Annotated in this window: 19 protein-coding genes and 2 pseudogenes; 8 read left to right on the top strand and 13 right to left on the bottom strand. The window is 71.8% G+C overall.

The genetic code is table 11. The features are described 5' to 3' along the window. Positions 1-178 precede the first annotated feature (178 nt). Both AB0I91_RS43835 and AB0I91_RS43830 read right to left on the bottom strand, forming a co-directional pair. Complete coding sequence (locus AB0I91_RS43835) at positions 179-574, bottom strand: hypothetical protein (protein ID WP_498786738.1); 396 nt, start codon at positions 572-574, stop codon at positions 179-181. A 569-nt stretch (positions 575-1,143) separates the two neighbouring features. Beyond that, positions 1,144-1,407 (bottom strand): annotated as a pseudogene (locus AB0I91_RS43830) (phosphoketolase family protein); the annotation flags it as partial. 175 nt (positions 1,408-1,582) lie between these two features. Here AB0I91_RS43830 and AB0I91_RS43825 point away from each other — a divergent pair. Both AB0I91_RS43825 and AB0I91_RS43820 read left to right on the top strand, forming a co-directional pair. After that, the gene (locus AB0I91_RS43825; protein ID WP_498786739.1) at positions 1,583-2,173 is read left to right on the top strand and encodes a hypothetical protein; all 591 of its coding nucleotides are present in this window, start codon (positions 1,583-1,585) and stop codon (positions 2,171-2,173) included. A 77-nt stretch (positions 2,174-2,250) separates the two neighbouring features. Further along, the gene (locus AB0I91_RS43820; RefSeq protein WP_499642166.1) at positions 2,251-2,712 is read left to right on the top strand and encodes a universal stress protein; all 462 of its coding nucleotides are present in this window, start codon (positions 2,251-2,253) and stop codon (positions 2,710-2,712) included. A 293-nt stretch (positions 2,713-3,005) separates the two neighbouring features. Here the strand turns inward: AB0I91_RS43820 and AB0I91_RS43815 are convergent, their stop codons facing one another. From AB0I91_RS43815 to AB0I91_RS43805, 3 genes are read right to left on the bottom strand one after another with little or no spacing between them, the layout of a single operon-like run. Beyond that, entirely contained in the window at positions 3,006-3,851 is an 846-nt protein-coding gene (locus AB0I91_RS43815) for a universal stress protein (RefSeq protein WP_499642164.1), read from the bottom strand. Further along, the gene (locus AB0I91_RS43810) at positions 3,848-4,048 is read right to left on the bottom strand and encodes a hypothetical protein (RefSeq protein WP_499642162.1); all 201 of its coding nucleotides are present in this window, start codon (positions 4,046-4,048) and stop codon (positions 3,848-3,850) included. Before AB0I91_RS43810 ends, AB0I91_RS43815 begins: the two co-directional genes overlap by 4 nt. 32 nt (positions 4,049-4,080) lie before the next feature. Continuing rightward, entirely contained in the window at positions 4,081-4,761 is a 681-nt protein-coding gene (locus AB0I91_RS43805) for a CBS domain-containing protein (protein ID WP_499642159.1), read from the bottom strand. A 320-nt stretch (positions 4,762-5,081) separates the two neighbouring features. Between AB0I91_RS43805 and AB0I91_RS43800 the strand changes: the two genes are divergently transcribed. Together AB0I91_RS43800 and AB0I91_RS43795 are read left to right on the top strand one after the other, a co-directional pair. After that, positions 5,082-5,378, top strand: coding sequence for a hypothetical protein (locus AB0I91_RS43800; protein WP_499642157.1), 297 nt, complete (start codon positions 5,082-5,084; stop codon positions 5,376-5,378). Positions 5,379-5,417: 39 nt separating this feature from the next. After that, positions 5,418-5,576 (top strand): annotated as a pseudogene (locus AB0I91_RS43795) (hypothetical protein); the annotation flags it as partial. Between the two features lie 329 nt (positions 5,577-5,905). On the opposite strand, the gene AB0I91_RS43790 reads toward AB0I91_RS43795, so the two are convergent. The 7 genes from AB0I91_RS43790 to AB0I91_RS43760 all read right to left on the bottom strand — a co-directional run bounded on the left by AB0I91_RS43790 (position 5,906) and on the right by AB0I91_RS43760 (position 9,625). Further along, on the bottom strand, positions 5,906-6,535 hold the full coding sequence (locus AB0I91_RS43790; RefSeq protein ID WP_499642155.1) for a CBS domain-containing protein: 630 nt from the start codon (positions 6,533-6,535) through the stop codon (positions 5,906-5,908). Continuing rightward, positions 6,532-7,002 (bottom strand): universal stress protein, encoded by a 471-nt coding sequence (locus tag AB0I91_RS43785; protein ID WP_499642153.1) that lies wholly within the window; start codon positions 7,000-7,002, stop codon positions 6,532-6,534. Before AB0I91_RS43785 ends, AB0I91_RS43790 begins: the two co-directional genes overlap by 4 nt. Further along, the gene (locus tag AB0I91_RS43780) at positions 6,999-7,268 is read right to left on the bottom strand and encodes an OsmC family protein (RefSeq protein WP_499642150.1); all 270 of its coding nucleotides are present in this window, start codon (positions 7,266-7,268) and stop codon (positions 6,999-7,001) included. The genes AB0I91_RS43785 and AB0I91_RS43780 overlap by 4 nt, the downstream gene beginning before the upstream one ends. Further along, entirely contained in the window at positions 7,265-7,753 is a 489-nt protein-coding gene (locus tag AB0I91_RS43775) for a universal stress protein (RefSeq protein WP_499642148.1), read from the bottom strand. The genes AB0I91_RS43780 and AB0I91_RS43775 overlap by 4 nt, the downstream gene beginning before the upstream one ends. 374 nt (positions 7,754-8,127) lie before the next feature. Beyond that, positions 8,128-8,460, bottom strand: a complete 333-nt coding sequence (locus tag AB0I91_RS43770; protein ID WP_499642146.1) for a DUF1918 domain-containing protein — start codon at positions 8,458-8,460, stop codon at positions 8,128-8,130. Between the two features lie 8 nt (positions 8,461-8,468). Further along, positions 8,469-9,344, bottom strand: coding sequence for a universal stress protein (locus AB0I91_RS43765; RefSeq protein WP_498786751.1), 876 nt, complete (start codon positions 9,342-9,344; stop codon positions 8,469-8,471). Further along, entirely contained in the window at positions 9,344-9,625 is a 282-nt protein-coding gene (locus tag AB0I91_RS43760; protein WP_499642144.1) for a hypothetical protein, read from the bottom strand. The genes AB0I91_RS43765 and AB0I91_RS43760 overlap by 1 nt, the downstream gene beginning before the upstream one ends. Positions 9,626-9,871: 246 nt before the next feature. Here AB0I91_RS43760 and AB0I91_RS43755 point away from each other — a divergent pair, with 246 nt between their 5' ends. Beyond that, on the top strand, positions 9,872-10,528 hold the full coding sequence (locus tag AB0I91_RS43755; protein WP_498786753.1) for a response regulator transcription factor: 657 nt from the start codon (positions 9,872-9,874) through the stop codon (positions 10,526-10,528). A 13-nt stretch (positions 10,529-10,541) separates the two neighbouring features. Here the strand turns inward: AB0I91_RS43755 and AB0I91_RS43750 are convergent, their stop codons facing one another. Next, a complete protein-coding gene (locus AB0I91_RS43750) occupies positions 10,542-12,230 on the bottom strand; it encodes a sensor histidine kinase (protein WP_499642142.1) in 1,689 nt (562 codons plus the stop codon). Positions 12,231-12,474: 244 nt separating this feature from the next. Between AB0I91_RS43750 and AB0I91_RS43745 the strand changes: the two genes are divergently transcribed. From AB0I91_RS43745 to AB0I91_RS43735, 3 genes are all read left to right on the top strand, one after another. After that, positions 12,475-13,479, top strand: coding sequence for an Acg family FMN-binding oxidoreductase (locus AB0I91_RS43745; RefSeq protein WP_499642140.1), 1,005 nt, complete (start codon positions 12,475-12,477; stop codon positions 13,477-13,479). Positions 13,480-13,558: 79 nt separating this feature from the next. Beyond that, entirely contained in the window at positions 13,559-14,026 is a 468-nt protein-coding gene (locus AB0I91_RS43740; protein ID WP_499642138.1) for a hypothetical protein, read from the top strand. A 53-nt stretch (positions 14,027-14,079) separates the two neighbouring features. Continuing rightward, on the top strand, positions 14,080-14,808 hold the full coding sequence (locus AB0I91_RS43735; protein ID WP_499642136.1) for a DUF6544 family protein: 729 nt from the start codon (positions 14,080-14,082) through the stop codon (positions 14,806-14,808). The last annotated feature ends 310 nt before the right edge of the window (positions 14,809-15,118 follow it).

Here is a 15,118-nt window from a genome sequence, read left to right as displayed (position 1 = left end):
TCACCCGGCGGGGTTGGCCCCCCCCGCACCCCCCCACGCCTCACTTATGCACGACCCTCAACACCCACCCGAAACACACCCCCCCCTCGGGGGGGGGGGGGGGGGGGGGGGGGGCGGGCCCCCCCCCCCCCCACCGCCGCGCGAGACGGTGCGACGTGGACGACTCACGAGCCGCTGCTCAGCTGTCCACAGGCCCGCGCACACCCGCCATGATCTTCCGCTGGTTGGACAGGATGTCCTTGAGGGAGTCCATGATCTGCTCCTGGTTGGCCAGCAGCGTGCCCTGGTTCCCGACGATCGTGGCCTGGTTCGCGAGGACGGCCTCCAACTTCTCCTGGTTGGTCAAGATCAGCGACTGGTTGGTCACGATGGTGGCCTGGTTGACCAGGACCTGGTCGAGCTTCTTCTGGTTGCCCTTGATGGTCTCCTGGTTGGTCACGATGGTGCGCTGGTTGACCAGGACCTGGTCCAGCTTCTTCTGGTTGGTTTGGATGACGGCCTGGTTCGCCATGATCCGCTCCTGGTTGTCCACCACCATGGTGGACTCGGCCGGTTCCGCGACGTTGGTCAGCATCTTCTCTCCACTCCCGCTGCTTCCTCTGACGCTTCCCATGCTTCTCCGGGTCGGTGGGCGCGCCCAGATGGGCAAGGCCCGAGTCGGACGTGACCTTGTTCCTCGACCATCGGGTGTAAGCGCACCTGCGCCGATCAGGTCTCGGAGGGCCGCCCGTGGGCGGAGCGGGAAGCCGAGGTCGAGGCCGTCCTCGGCGAGCTGGGCGCGAACGCGGAGGGTCGGGCGAGGTGGCCGGTGATCCGCCGGACCGGCTCGCCGTCGTGGCCCCGGATGGTGGCGGCGTCCCGTTCGCCGACCGGGTAGCGATGCCGGTACGAGGTGACCCGGTCGGCCGAGCACCATGGTCGACGCGTCGACCTCGGGTTGCCAGGACGATCGCCCGCCCACACCGTGAGTGCAGAGCCCCGACGCGTGACGGCGTGTGGCGTTATTCCCGCTGTCCACCAGGCTCGTGGATGGGTTTGCCCGACCGGCCGGTTCGACGTGGTGCTGGGCCAGGACGGTGTCGTCCCGGCCCTGCACGCTCAGCTCCAGGCTGGAGGAGCCCGCGTTGACGACCAGCACGTTCATCAGTACAGCGAGGTCCAGTCACGGATCTTGGGCAGGTCCTCGCCGTGCTCGCGGATGTGGGCGCGGTGGCGCGACACCAGCATGTCGAAGGGCGTGGTGGTGGTGCCCTCCTCCTTGTAGCCGCGCACGTGGATGTTGTGGTGGTTGGTGCGGCGGTAGGTCAGGCGGTGGATCAGCCACGGGTAGCCGTGGTAGGCGAACAGCACCGGCTTGTCCGGGGTGAACAGGGCGTCGAAATCGTCGTGCAGGTGGCGGTGATCCGCACCTTCAGCTGGATGCGGCCTGCTTCGGTGGTCGCGGGGCTCGTGGTGCCGTCGCCGGATGGCGGGGACGAAACGCGTCGGACGTCCCGGCGCAACGAGGACCTTCGCCCGCTTCGGCGCGGCTCCCGCGGCGCGACGCTTGAGTCGAGGACAACGACAGAAGGAGACGAGAGCAATGACCACGTTCGCCCACTCCAAGGGTTTGGCCGGTGCGACGGCCCCCGCAGCCGCCACGACGGCCGCCCGTGCCGACACCGGCGCGGTGGCGCTGGCGGTCCTGCGGATCACGACCGGGTTCGTGTTCCTGTGGGCCTTCTTCGACAAGCTGTTCGGCCTGGGCTACGCCACCAAGGCCGCCAACGCCTGGATCGACGGCGGATCGCCCACCAAGGGCTTCCTCAGCCGCGTCGCGGTCGGACCGTTCGAGTCCACCTTCCACGCCATGGCCGGCGCCTGGTGGGCCGACTGGCTGTTCATGCTCGGCCTGCTCGCCATCGGCATCGCCGTCATCGCAGGGGTGGGCCTCCGCCTCGCCGCGATCACCGGGACCCTCATGATGCTGCTCATGTGGGCCGCCGAATGGCCACTCGCCCAGTTCACCTCGGCCGGCGAACCCAGCATGTCCACCAACCCCGTCATCGACTACCACATCATCTACGCCGCCGCCCTGATCGCCGTCGCGGCGGCCGGCGCGGGCGCCACCTGGGGCCTCGGCCGCTGGTGGGCGACCCTGCCCGTGGTCCGCGACCACGCCTGGCTGCGGTGACGTCCCCCGAGCGAGCGGGCGGGCCGAGCGGCTCGCCCGCTCCGAGCGGTCCGGATCGAGTAGGAGGAGACAGGGTCATGAGCGGGTCGAAGAAGATCGTCGTCGGGGTGGACGCTTCGCCGGCGGGAGCAGCGGCACTGGCGTGGGCAGTGCGCCACGCGGGAGCCGGCGGCACCGTGCTGGCCGCATCGGTGTGCCGGATGTTTCCGGAGGTGTGCGGCGGTGAGGACGCCTTCCACAGCGCTCACCGACGGGTGCTGCGTGAGGCCGTCGACAGGCTGGGTCCGTTGGAGGGCGTGCGGATAGTCGAGACCGTCGTGGACGGCGAACCGGGTCCCGTGCTGACCGGCCTGGCGCAGGACGCCGACACCCTCGTGCTCGGCGGCCACGAGTACCAGCGCGGGGACGTGGCGGTGGTGGGCTCGGTCGTCACGTACTGCGTGCGGCACGCTCCCTGCCCTGTCGTGATGGTCCCGGACTCAGGAGGTGAGGATGGCGTCGGTGTCCGCAGGCGATCTTCGGCGCGGGAGTTCCGGTGACGCCGCCGCGGACGAAGGACCGTCCGATCCGGCGGCAGGCTGGACCCGTGGCCCGCTCGACCGGAACGGCGTGGGCAGGAAGACGGCGATCTCGCCGGCGGTGGGCACCTCGGAACCCGCTGCCGGCGAGATCGCCGTTTCAGGCGCGACTGACCGCCCCGTTGGTCGGTGGGGGCGGCCGGGGGCTCGGCCCGCGAACTGGCCCGCAGGCCGGACCAGCCCTCACCGTTGCGCCCGGGTCGGCGGATCGGTGAGGGCGGCATCGTCCAGCCTCGGGCATCGCCGTCAGGCGTTCACCGATCCGGTCGGACCACCAGCACCGGACACGGCGCGTGGTGCAGGACGCCGTGGCTGGTCGAGCCGAGCAGGAGTCCGGTGAGGGCGCCCCGACCCCGGCTCCCGACGACCAGGAGCCCGGCATCGGCGGCGTGGTCGACCAGGGCGTCGGCGGCGTTGCCGTGCGTGACGACGAACTTCAGCGGCACGTCGGGGTACTTGTCGCGCCACGGGGCGAGGGCCGCGACGAGCCTGCCGCACCGAGCGGCGTCGTGGTCGGCCGTGTCCAGGCCCAGCGTCTCGGCCACCGCATCGGTGAACGCCCCGGACGGGGTGCGCGAAACGCTCACGGCGATCAACGGCACACGGCGGGCCGCAGCCTGTTCGAACGCCTCGGTCAGCACTGCCGGTTCTTCGCCGTGAACACCCACTACGACCGGTCCCTCGCGCACTTCACCGCGCACCACGACCACCGGGCAGCCGCCGCGGCCGGTGACGGCGATAGCCGTGGAACCCACCAACAGGGCACCGAACCCACCCATCCCCCGCGACCCGAGCACCAGCAGGCAAGCGTCGACCGACTGGGCGATGAGCAACGACGCCGGATCACCCACCTCCACCTGTGGAACCAGCGCGACACCGGGCTCTACCGAACGCGCCGCCTCGGCCGCCTCGTGCAACCAGCTCAACGACTGCCGGCGCAGCGCTTCACGGCTGCGCAGGTCCCAGTCCAGGGGCGAGGACAACTCGGCGTGCACCAAGCACAGCGGCACACCGAGCCTCATCGCCTCGGCGGCCGCCCAGCGCACCGCGTCGAGCGCGGAGCCCGAACCGTCGACGCCGACCACCACGGGTCCACTCATCTCGAACGCCTCCTCATCGACTTCTCGCCCGCGTCCGCCATCGAGACGACCGGGATCACCCGCGGCCGGCCGCCACCCGGCAGTTGCGGCAACGACGGCAAGGACAGGAACCGGGCCAACGCGGCGATCTCGGAGCTGACCGGCGGGCGGCCCGTCGGCGCGCGGTCGGCGGGCGGTCTCGACCGAGGTGGGGTCACCGGTGGCGATCTTCGCCTCATCCGGCACGTCGTCACCCGGTCCGGTGACTGGTCTCGGTGTCGTCCCACCTGTGGGTCAACCCGCTCACGACGTCCACGACACCGGGCAGCGCCCTGGTCAGCCGGACGGCGATGTCGACTTCGCTGCGGCGCTCGACGTGGCCTCGCAACGTGACCACGCCGTCGACCACCTGGACCTCGACCGCGACGGGCTCCAGCCACAGCGTTCGGCCCATGATCTCGTGCGTGATCTCCTGCCGCAGCTCGGCGTCGGTGCGCAGGAAGACGCGCAGCAGGTCCCGACGGGACAGCACGCCGACCAACCGGCCCTCGGCGTCGACGACGAACAGCCTGCGCACGCCCGTCACGGCCAACTGGTGCGCGGCGGCGCTCGCAGGTTCGTCGGAACCGGTGGTGATGACGGGGCCCGTCATCACGTCTGCCGCGATCGTGCCGTGCGCCTGACGCCAGCGCTTCCTGGTCTCCGGCTTGGCGAACAGCGGCGGCGCCACTTCGGTGCCGCCGCGGTACTCCTCCTTGGGCAACAGGTCGGCTTCGGAGACCACGCCGACCGGGCGGCCCTGGTCGTCCACGACCGGCACGGCGCTGAACGCACCCGCAGTCAGGATGGTGACGAGTTCTTTGAACGACGTACCGGCGCGGACGCTGACCACCTCGCCGGTCATCAACGAGGCGACCGTGGGTTCACGCATAGCTCTCTCCCGTCTTCGGAGCGGACCGGGTCGGGATGGGAATCCGAGTCGAACGCGGTGGCGCCGGACCGCGTGGTGTCAACCGCACAACGGGCCCGGCGTCCACCGTTCGGCCTCCTCGGCTGATCCGGTACCTCCAGCCTGGTCCGAAGGGGTGCGGAGACACAGAGTCCTTGGTCGTCCCGAACGTCCTGATGGCGACGGGACCTTGGACCCTGCGACAGAAGCGATGTCACCGTCGACGCGTCGGGACCGAAGATCCGGTCCGACGGGATCGTCGGTCCCTGTCACCCGAACAGGTCAGCGACCAGGCTGAAGGCATGAGCAGCGTGCACCAGATCCTCAACCTCCGCACCGACCTGGGCAGCGGCGTCCCCGCCGAAGCCACCGAGTACGCCCGCGCGAAGGGCGCGGCGGTTGCCGAGTACGCGCCTGCGGACGTCCACTTCGCACACGTCCGGTTGAGCACCGACGGACCGCGGTTGATCGTCGCGCACGCGTCGTCGGACGTGCCCGGAACACCGGTGAACGCCGAGGCCGCCGCCGAGACCTACCAGGAAGCGGTGGACCTGCTCCACGACCGGTCGCAGCACCAGCTCGCCGACATGCGTCGCTGAGCCGGAGGACGAGTCGGCTGTTCGAGTGGCACCAACGGTTTCGGGCGGATCGGGCACGACGTGCCGCGCGCCGCGTTCGACCGCGTCGACGCCGGCCTGGAGATCGTGGCGGTCGACGACCTGACCACGTCGGAGACGCCCGCGCCCCTGTCGGCCTACGACTCGACCTCCGGGCCGTGGTCCCCGCGAGGTCGGTGACACGCCGGCCGTGGCCGGGGTGACCGTGCGGGTCACCGCGCACGGTCACCCCGCAGAACCGGACTGGGACGCAAACCCGGTCATCGTAGCCACCGGCCGGTTCCGCGCCCGCGAGGCCGCCGCGCCGGTCATGTCCCGCGACGTCATCGGAGAGCGGGCGTCCCGCGTGTTCGACGCGGGTCTGACCAAGTCCGCCGGCGGCCCCGCGACGTGTTCGGCTGGTACGACAACGAGTGGGCTGAGCCAACCGCACCCTCGACCTGGCCCGGTTGATCGGGCAATCGCCGTAGGCGGGTGATCGGGTGGACGGCCGTCCCCGAGAGGCCGGTTCACCGAGCGCGGACGGCACCACTCGCTTCCGCTTCCGGGAACCGCACCTCCACCACACCCGCCACAGCGCCCGCCAGGACCGCGACGACGTGCCGATCGCATTCGTCGTCCAACTCGTCCACGATCGACACGCGACCGTCGACCACGGCGACCTTCCAGCGGTGCGGGTCGGCGTAGAGGCCGAGCCGGTGGCGGACCTCGGCCTCCAACGCGCGGTCGTCGCGACTGACCGCGCGCAGCATGTCCCGCCGGGTGACGGTGCCGACCAGGCGCCCGTCCTCCACGACGGGAGCACCGCGCGCCCCGTGCTCCAGCATCCACCGCGCCAACTCGGCCACGTCCGCACCGGGTGCGACGCCGACGGCCGACTCACCCATCACGTCGACCACCGTCCGGCGCGGCGCCGGCCGACCTCGCGGAGGTTCGCCGTGCACCGGCGCGCGCGGGTCGACGGGTAGCCGGTCCCGCAGCGCGTCGGCCTCGGTGACCACCCCGACCAGGGCGCCGCCGCGGTCCACCACCGGCAGCGTGGTGAACCCGCGTCGCGCCAGCGGGTCGCACGCGTCGCGGACTGGAGTCTCGGGTGTCACCGTGACCACGTCCTCGGTCATCACGTCGCGAACCCTCACCGTGCGGTCTCCTCATTCGTGACCGGATCGTCGGTGTGGTGGCCGTAGACGGCGGGCAGCACGACGACCGGGACGGTGGCGTGCCGCACGCAGTGCGTGCTGGTGCTGCCCAGGACGACCTGGCGCAGCCTGCCGCCGCTGTGCGAGGCGACGACGAGCATCGCCGCGCCGCGCGACGCCTCCTCCAGCGCTTGGGCGGCGGGACCGCGCACCGGCAGCCGGACGACCTCGGGCAGCTCCGGCCGCCCGGCCGAGACGGTGCTCAGCGCTTCGTCGATCAGCTGCTCCGAGCGGGCACGGGCTTCTCGCTCGGTCGTCATCGTCCAGTCGGCCAGCGGCTCGTAGGCGTAGGCGTGGACCACGTGCAGCGGGACCCTTCGTCCCACCGCCTCGTCCAGCGCCCACTCCAACGCGCGATCACCCGCCGGGGTGCCGTCGACGCCGACCACGATCGGGTTCGTGCTCATGACTCCACCTCGTCGAGTTCGGCGATGATCTCCGGCGCGCGCCGGAGGGTGTTGTGCACGGTGCAGTGCTGCCGGACGGCCGGCAGCGCCGTCTTGCGGTGCTCGGCCAACCCGGCGGGCACCGTGACCTCCAACCGCACGTCGGTGACGCGCCGCTGCGGGTCCGCGCCCGTCCGGTACTCGGCGGTCGCCGCCGGCAGCTCGCGCAGCGCCACCACGGACCCGTCCGCCGGCAGCGCGCGGTCGACGTTCGAGGATGCGGTCACAGCAGCGGTCCCTGGGTCATGACCGGCTTGTGCTCCACCGGCACGGATGGAACCTCGGTCTTGGGCTCGCGGATGACGACGACCGGGCAGTGCGCGTGGTGCACGCAGTAGGAGCTGACCGAACCCAGCAGCACCTGGCGGATCGGTCCCGCTCCCCTGCTGCCGACCACCAGCAGCGCCGCGCCCCGCGAGGCGCGCACCAGCACGTCGCGGGCATCACCGCCGGTCGCAACCGCGCCGACATCGCCCTCGGCCTCGGCGAGAATCCCGTCCAGCAGCGCCTCGCTGTCCTCGCGCAGCCGCTCTTGGTCACTCCCGGCGGCCACGGCGGCGGACATCGCCCCGATGACCGTGCCGCGGTCCACGCGCCAGGCCAGGACGGCCTCGACCACGGCGCCGCGCAGCTTCGCCTCCTCGACCGCCCACCGCAGCGCGGTCCGGCTGGAGGGCGATTCGTCCACGCCCACCACGATCCTGTCGTCCATCGCCCCTCCTCGGGTGCTCCTCTCCCAGTCTCTCGGTCCGCGGACACGAAGGTCAGGTACGGCGGTCACCCGTGGGCCGGGACCTTCGGCCCTGAACCGCCGGAGTACGGCACGAAGCGAGCAGTCGCGGGTGCCCGCCGCCCTGACCAGGGCCGACCGGCCTGGTCGGGACCGTCAGGCTCTGCGGGATCCAACCAGTAGGCACGGGCAAGCAGGCCGAGGTGCGGCATCGTCCACCTGCCGACATCGACCGCTGTCGCCCTTGGACGCATCCGGCAACGCCGGCCCGCAGGACATCGGGCTCCGCGCCGGACCGGCGAGGGGATTCCCGTCCGACACGGAGCCCATGGAGGTCACCCCGCGGGGTGGCCAGGTCAGGACCCGGCGCTCGGGCGTCGAGTGGTAGAAGGTATCCGTGTCTCCGGAGGGTCCCAACGGTTCGCCCGACCGGCGGGTCGTTCGATCACGGCGTCCCAGCCGTCGGTTTCGCTCCTTTCGCGCGGATCGACGTGGAACGCGTCGGTGATCCGCCGCGCTTCCTCTTCGGCGGGAACCAGGTGGGCGTCCCCGCCCGGGAACAGCAGCACCTGGGCACCGGTGTCCAGCCAGTTCACCTCATAGGGCGGCGTGCCATCGGGGTGGTACAGCTGCACCACCACGGCGCGGCGCGCGTCCGCACCGCGCCCGACGACGATCCAGTCGCCCACCCTCGCCTTCACGACCGGTCCCGTGCCGGACGGACCACGGCCAGCGGGCACGTGGCGTGGTAGACCAGCCCCTGACTGGTGGAGCCCAGGACCATGCCGGCGAAGCCTCCGTGGCCGTGGCTGCCCACGACCAGCAGTTGGGCTCCGGTTGCGGCGGCGAGCAGGGCGTGCACGGGACGGTCGCGCAGCACGGTCCGCGTCACCTCCACGTCGGGGTACTTCTCCTGCCACCCGGCCAGGCGCTCGGCGAGGATGCGGCGCTGCTCGTCCTCGACCTGGGACCAGTCCACGGTGGTGCGGGAGCCGTAGACGCTGTCGACCAGGAAGTCCGTCCACGCGATCACGGCGGTCAGCGGGGCGCCGCGCAGGGACGCCTCCTCGAAGGCGAACGCGACGGCCTGCTCGCTGACCGGCGAGCCGTCCACGCCGACCACGACCGGTCCGCGCTCGTCGACCGGTTCGCGCACCACGACCACCGGGCTGTGCCCGTGCGCGGAGACGGCGACGGCCACGGAGCCGACCAGCAACCCGGAGAACCCACCCAACCCCTGCGAGCCGAGCACGACCATCCCGGCGCGGCGGCTTTCGGCGATCAGCGCGGCAGCGGGCCGGTCGACCACGAGGACGGTCCCGACCACGACGTCCGGCACTGCCGTGCGAGCGGCCTCGGCGGCCTCCCGCAGCCACTGCCGCCCCTGTTGTTCGAACGCCTCCCGCACCTCTGGACCGTTCACGACAAGCTCCGGGTAACCCTGGGCGGGCAGCAGGTAGGCGTGCACGAGCCTGAGCGGCACGCGAAGCCGGGCGGCCTCCCGTGCGGCCCACGCCGCAGCCGTCACCGCCGACGCCGAACCGTCCACTCCGACCACGATCGGGGCACTCATCACAGATTCCTCTCCGGGTTCGAATCCGATGTCACCAGGGCGGGCGCGGCTTCCGCTGTCGTCGCGACGGTCCGCGAGGACCGCTCGACGCGAACGACGAACGCGTAGGGACCCGCCCGTCGAGCGCGAACACCGACCGGCGGCGCACCGTTCGCGATCGGGACGCGGCGGCCCCGGTGCTCGACGATCACACGCGTCAGGAGCGCGGCCAGTACACCGGGTGACATCCCGTGTCCCGAGCCGGTGACGTCGTCGTGAGTCCTCACGCGCACCTCCTCCACCACCGCTGACGCTAGGCAGCCGTCCGGTCCGGCGACGCGGTCGTTGGTCCCTGCCCACCAGGGACCTGCGGCTGTGAATCCGGAGACGGTCCCCCGGGTGTGCGGGCTGATCCCGGTATCGGGATCCGCGGGAGAACTCCAACGGCCACGTAGGGCCTTGGGTGCGTCGTGACAGGGTCTTTGGGCCCTGTGCCGGAACATTGCTACAGGCGAGCCTGTAGACAGGTGAAAGGAAGGGATCCGACAGTGGTGGCGCGCGTGTTCCTGGTGGACGACCACGAGGTGGTCCGGGTCGGTGTCCGGGAGCTGTTGAACAGCGACGACAGCTTGCAGGTCGTGGGTGAGGCGGGCTCGGTGGCCGAGGCACTGGCCAGGGTGCCCGACAGCGGCGCCGACGTCGCGGTGCTGGACGTGCGGCTGCCCGACGGCAACGGCATCGAGCTGTGCCGCGAGCTGCGCTCCCGCATGCCCGACCTCAAGTGCCTGATGCTGACCTCGTTCACCGACGACGAGGCCCTGTTCGACGCCATCATGGCCGGCGCGTCCGGGTTCGTGCTCAAGCGCATCCTCGGCAACGACCTGCAGAACGCCGTCCGCAAGGTCGCCGGCGGCGAGTCCCTGCTCGACGCCCGCTCCACGGCCGCGCTGCTGGGCCGCATCCGACGCGAACGCGAGCAGGGCGACCCCGTGCGCTCGCTCACCGAGCAGGAGCGCACCGTGTTCGACTACATCGGCGAGGGCCTGACCAACCGGCAGATCGCCGAGAAGATGTTCCTGGCCGAGAAGACCGTCAAGAACTACGTCTCGCACCTGCTGGCCAAGCTCGGCCTCGAACGCCGCACCCAGGCCGCCGTCCTCGCCACCCGACTGCGCAAGCCCGGCGCGCCCTCCGACGAGGAATAGCCGCAGCAGGCCGCTAGAGCGGAACCTGCCAGGTCAGACGGGTTCCGCCGGCGGGTTCGGTCGCGGCTGTGCACGTGCCGCCGAGTTCGACGGCGCGCTGTTCGAGGTTGCGCAGCCCGCTGCGGGCGACCTGCGGCGGCAGGCCCACACCGTCGTCGACCACGGTGATGGTCAGGGCGTCGCTCGCCTCGACGGTGAGGACGAACCCGCTCGCGCGGGCATGGCGCACGACGTTGCTCACGGCCTCGCGCACCACCGCCTCGGCGTGCTCGGCGACGTGCTCGGGCACCGAGTTGTCCACCGTCCCGCTCATCCGCACCGTCGGCGTCACCGGCACGTCCTCGGTCAACTCCGACACCAGGTCCAAGAGCCGTCGGCGCAGGCCCGGCGCGTCGTCGCTCGCCTGGAGGTCGAAGATCGAGGTCCGGATCTCCAGTACCGTCTCGTCCAAGCTCACCACCGCTTTCTGCACGCGTTCCCGCACTCGCGGATCGCGGATCGCGCCCAGCGCGCCCTGCAGGCTCATCCCGGTGGCGAACAACCGCTGGATCACGTGGTCGTGCAGGTCGCGGGCGATCCGGTCGCGGTCCTCCAGCACGTCCACCAGCCGCCGCGCCCGCTGGTTCTCGGCGAACTCCAACGCCACGGCCGCCTGGTCGGCGAACGACGCCAGCAACGGCACCTGCTCCGCGCCGAACCGCGCGCCGCCCTTCTCCCGCGCCACCAGCAATACCCCGGTCACGGCCGATCCTGTCCGCAGCGGCACCGCCACACCGGGGCCGACGCCGGCGGGCACTTCCCCCAGCATGTCCTCCAGGTCATCGATGAGCATCGGCGCGGCCGACTCCAGCACCTGCTCCACGAACGCACCAGTGCCCGGGAACGGCCCCCCGACCAGCCCTTCGATCTGGTCGCCGACACCGGCCGCCATCCGCAGCCGCTGCCTCGCCCCATCCTCGACCAGCACGATCAGCGACATCGACGCCACCGACAACTCCCGGGTCCGCTGCGCGATCAACCGCAGCGCATCGTCGGCCAAGGCACCGCCCAGCAGCTCGGTGTTGACCTCCGCGGTGGCCTCCAACCAGCGCTCCCGCATCCGAGACCGCTCGAACAGCCGCGCGTTCTCGATCGCCACGCCTGCGGCGGCGGCCAACGCGGTCAGCACAACCTCGTCGTCAAGGGTGAAGTCGGCGCCATCGGTCTTCTCGGTCATGTAGAGGTTGCCGAACACCTCGTCCCGCACTCTCACCGGCACACCCAGGAAGCTGTGCATCGGCGGGTGGTTCGCCGGGAAGCCGACCGACGCCGGGTGCTCGGACAGGTCGTGCAGCCGGATCACCCGCGGATCCTTGATCAACAACCCGAGCAGGCCCTTGCCCTGCGGCAGATGGCCCATGTGCGAGCGCGTCTCCGGGTCGATGCCGACGTAGACGAACTCCGACAGGTTCTCGTGGGAACCCAGAACGCCCAACGCCCCGTACCGCGCCCCGACCAGCTCCACCGCCGCCTGCACGATCCGCTGCAAGGTCGAGTCCAGCTCCAACCCGGCGCCTACCGCGAGCACCGCGTCCAGCAGACCTTGCATCTTGTCCCTGGTCGATCCGATCTCCGTCAACCGCTCGCGCACCTCGTCGAGCAGTTCGTCCAAGCGCAGGCCGCCGAGCAGGCGGTGCGGCTGTTCACGGTGTGGATCAACCATGACTACACGGTTCCACGGACCGGGTGCGATGGCCAAGAGGTCCTGCGGCCTGTGTCGGGGTACGCGCCTGGCGGTGTGGCGGACGTCACGCGCGACTGATCAGCACCCGGTGACCGGACGACCTGGCGGTGGGCACGTCGGTGAACGCCGGGCGGCCCTCGGCTTCCCGGTCGACTGAGGACCTTCGACCGTGTGCCCCGACCCGGCCGGAATGGACAGTGGACGGAGAGATCGACGTGACCGGATGACGTGGTTCGAGGTGGACGAGGTGGACGAGGTGTTCGGGTTGACGCCGGACGAGGTGGCCGGCGTGCTGCGCACGGCGGCCTCGGCGCCGTCGCTGCACAACACCCAACCGTGGCGGTTCCGGGTGGCCCACGACCGCATCGAACTGCACACAGACCCCGATCGGGCACTCCCGGCGACCGACCCGGAGGGGCGCGAACTGCGGCTGTCGTGCGGCGCGGCGCTGTTCAACCTCCGGCTCGGGCTGCGGGCCCGCGGCATCCGACCGCTGGTCACCCTGCTGCCGGGCAACGATGCGCCCGGCGCGCTGGCCGTGGTCCGCTGGGGCGGGCACCGCGACGCCGACGAGGAAGTCCGCGGCCTGATCGGAGCCGTGCCGAAGCGGCGGTCCAACCGCAAACCGTTCCACGACGTGCCCGTACCCGCCGCGCACCGGTACGCGCTGGTGCGGGCCGCCGAACGCGAGCGCTCCTGGCTGCACGTCGTCGCCGACCGCGACGAACGCACCCGCCTGCAGAAACTGGTCGCCAGGGCACACCACATCCAGTCCCAGGACCCCCGCGTGCGCGCCGAGTTGGCGTCCTGGACCGGTCCGCGCACGACCGACGGCGTACCGCCCGCCTCCGGGGGTGTGCGCCCCGCGCCGCAGGACGAGTGGGCGCTGCGTGACTTCCACGCCGCCGAACGCCCACCGGGCAAGGACTACGAGGCCGACCCGCTGGTCGTCGTGCTGTCCTCGTTCCAGGAAGGACCGCTGGGCGAACTGCAGGCCGGCCAAGCGTTGCAGCGGGTGCTGCTGACCGGGACCACGCTGGGCCTGTCGGCGTCGTTCATGTCCCAGGCGATCGAAGTCCCGCAGGTGCGCCACGACCTGCGCCGCTCGCTCGGCGGCTTGGTCGTGCCGCAGGCCGTGCTGCGCATCGGCTTCGGCTCGCCCGTGCCGCCCAGCCCGCGACGGGATGTCACGGACCTGCTGCTCGCTCCTGCGGTGGTCCGGTCCTGACCGCGCGGGGACTTTCGTCCCGGCGCGGAAAGCACCGTCGCCCCTGCTCCCGCCCTTCCCGAAGGACGACAGTGGACGCATGGACCTCGACACGCGACCCACCGCTCATCCGGTAGTCGTGCTCGACGACGGCTCGCCCTGGGGCGAGGCGGCGGTGGCCTGGGCTTCCGCTCACGCCGCCCTGCTCGGCGTGCCCGTGGAGGCGCAGCCGCCCACCGACGACCAGGTGCACGACCTCCTGCTGGTCAGCGCCCGCGCCGAGGTCTTGGTGATCGGCCACCGGGGCACCGACGGGCACTCGTTCGGCCTCGGCCGTCTGGTCCTGCCGCTGGTCCGGCACGCCGCGTGCGACGTCGTCGTGGTCCGCGGCACCCCTGACGCGCCGCGCGGCGGTCATCGCCGCATCACCGCCCTGATCACCGGTGACGAGCGGGACGGACTGGTGCCGCACCGCGCCCCCAGCCCGGTACTCGTGGCACACCGAATTCCCACCGAGGCCCACCACGTCCCGGAACCCCGGACGGCAGGCATCGGCCGAGCCGGGTGAACCCCCGCTCCCCCATCGTTCCCACCGCGACTACCCGCCGCCGGAGGCGCACCATGACCCGCACCGCGACCGTCGTCACCGAGCACGACACCGCCCACCTGCCCGACGCCGCCCAGCGCTACCTGCGCTCCACCGGCGTCTTCGGCCGCCCTCGCGACACCGGGTTCGAGCTGCGCGCCCACGGCTGGTTCCGTCGCAAGCCCACCGACCACTGGACGGCGTGCCGCGTCGAGCAGCGCAACACCACCGTCCCCGTCAGCCGGGACTACCACCTGCACCTCAACCTCGCGCACGTGCTGCCGGTCCACGCCACCGACACCTACGACCACGGGCACGGCCACCTGCACGCCACCGCCTTGGGGGCGTTCACCGTCGCCGACGCCGCCGGTCCCGAGATGGACGCCGCCGAGCTGGTCACCTACCTCGACGACGCGCTCCTGCTCGCCCCGTCCACGCTGCTCGACCTGCCCTTCACCTGGACCGCCATCGACGACACCACCTTCGACGTCACCCTCACCGACCAGGACCTCAAGGTCACCGCCCGCGTCACCACCGACCACCGCGGCGCACCCCGCGAGGTCACCACCGACGACCGCTGGGCCGACCTGCCCACCGGCCTCACCCGGGCACGCTGGTCCACTCCCGTCGACGGCTGGATCCTCGTCGCCGACCGCATGCGTCCCCGCCGCGTCCGCGCGACCTGGCACTTCCCCGACGGCCCCTTCACCTACGCCCAGTTCGACCTCACCAACGCCGACATCACCCACCACCCGGCCGGCTGACCCCGACCACCCACCCAGCCGTCGCATCGGGCGGCGCGCTGGACCGGCGCGTGGACCTGGACCGCACGAGCGGATCGGCTCGGGTCGAGGATGACCGGGCTGAGGCGGTGCAGGTTGCCCGGGGCGTCCCGCACGTCGCCGACAGCCGTCCGGTCGTCGAGTCGGGCGGCGAGGTGGTCCAGGATCGCGTCAGCAGGTCTTGGCGCGATCGGCCGTGGCGTGGTCCACGTGCCAGGCGAGGACCGCCTCGACCGCGCAGCCGCGCAGCTTCGCCTCCTCGACCGCCCAGCCCAGCGCGGTCCGGCTGACC

The organism is Actinosynnema sp. NPDC049800 (genome assembly GCF_040656635.1).
In the GTDB taxonomy this organism is placed as follows: Bacteria; Actinomycetota; Actinomycetes; order Mycobacteriales; family Pseudonocardiaceae; genus Actinosynnema.
This window is presented reverse-complemented; position numbering and strand designations above follow the sequence as displayed.

Excerpts from the sequence above, each read along its gene's own strand:
- AB0I91_RS43805 (WP_499642159.1), bottom strand. The coding sequence starts at position 4,761 with ATGCGTGAACCCACGGTCGCCTCGTTGATGACCGGCGAGGTGGTCAGC.
- AB0I91_RS43775 (WP_499642148.1), bottom strand. The coding sequence starts at position 7,753 with ATGGACGACAGGATCGTGGTGGGCGTGGACGAATCGCCCTCCAGCCGG.
- AB0I91_RS43735 (WP_499642136.1), top strand. The coding sequence starts at position 14,080 with ATGACCCGCACCGCGACCGTCGTCACCGAGCACGACACCGCCCACCTG.
- AB0I91_RS43800 (WP_499642157.1), top strand. The coding sequence starts at position 5,082 with ATGAGCAGCGTGCACCAGATCCTCAACCTCCGCACCGACCTGGGCAGC.
- AB0I91_RS43785 (WP_499642153.1), bottom strand. The coding sequence starts at position 7,002 with ATGAGCACGAACCCGATCGTGGTCGGCGTCGACGGCACCCCGGCGGGT.
- AB0I91_RS43745 (WP_499642140.1), top strand. The coding sequence starts at position 12,475 with ATGACGTGGTTCGAGGTGGACGAGGTGGACGAGGTGTTCGGGTTGACG.
- AB0I91_RS43740 (WP_499642138.1), top strand. The coding sequence starts at position 13,559 with ATGGACCTCGACACGCGACCCACCGCTCATCCGGTAGTCGTGCTCGAC.
- AB0I91_RS43820 (WP_499642166.1), top strand. The coding sequence starts at position 2,251 with ATGAGCGGGTCGAAGAAGATCGTCGTCGGGGTGGACGCTTCGCCGGCG.
- AB0I91_RS43765 (WP_498786751.1), bottom strand. The coding sequence starts at position 9,344 with ATGAGTGCCCCGATCGTGGTCGGAGTGGACGGTTCGGCGTCGGCGGTG.
- AB0I91_RS43750 (WP_499642142.1), bottom strand. The coding sequence starts at position 12,230 with ATGGTTGATCCACACCGTGAACAGCCGCACCGCCTGCTCGGCGGCCTG.
- AB0I91_RS43825 (WP_498786739.1), top strand. The coding sequence starts at position 1,583 with ATGACCACGTTCGCCCACTCCAAGGGTTTGGCCGGTGCGACGGCCCCC.
- AB0I91_RS43835 (WP_498786738.1), bottom strand. The coding sequence starts at position 574 with ATGCTGACCAACGTCGCGGAACCGGCCGAGTCCACCATGGTGGTGGAC.
- AB0I91_RS43815 (WP_499642164.1), bottom strand. The coding sequence starts at position 3,851 with ATGAGTGGACCCGTGGTGGTCGGCGTCGACGGTTCGGGCTCCGCGCTC.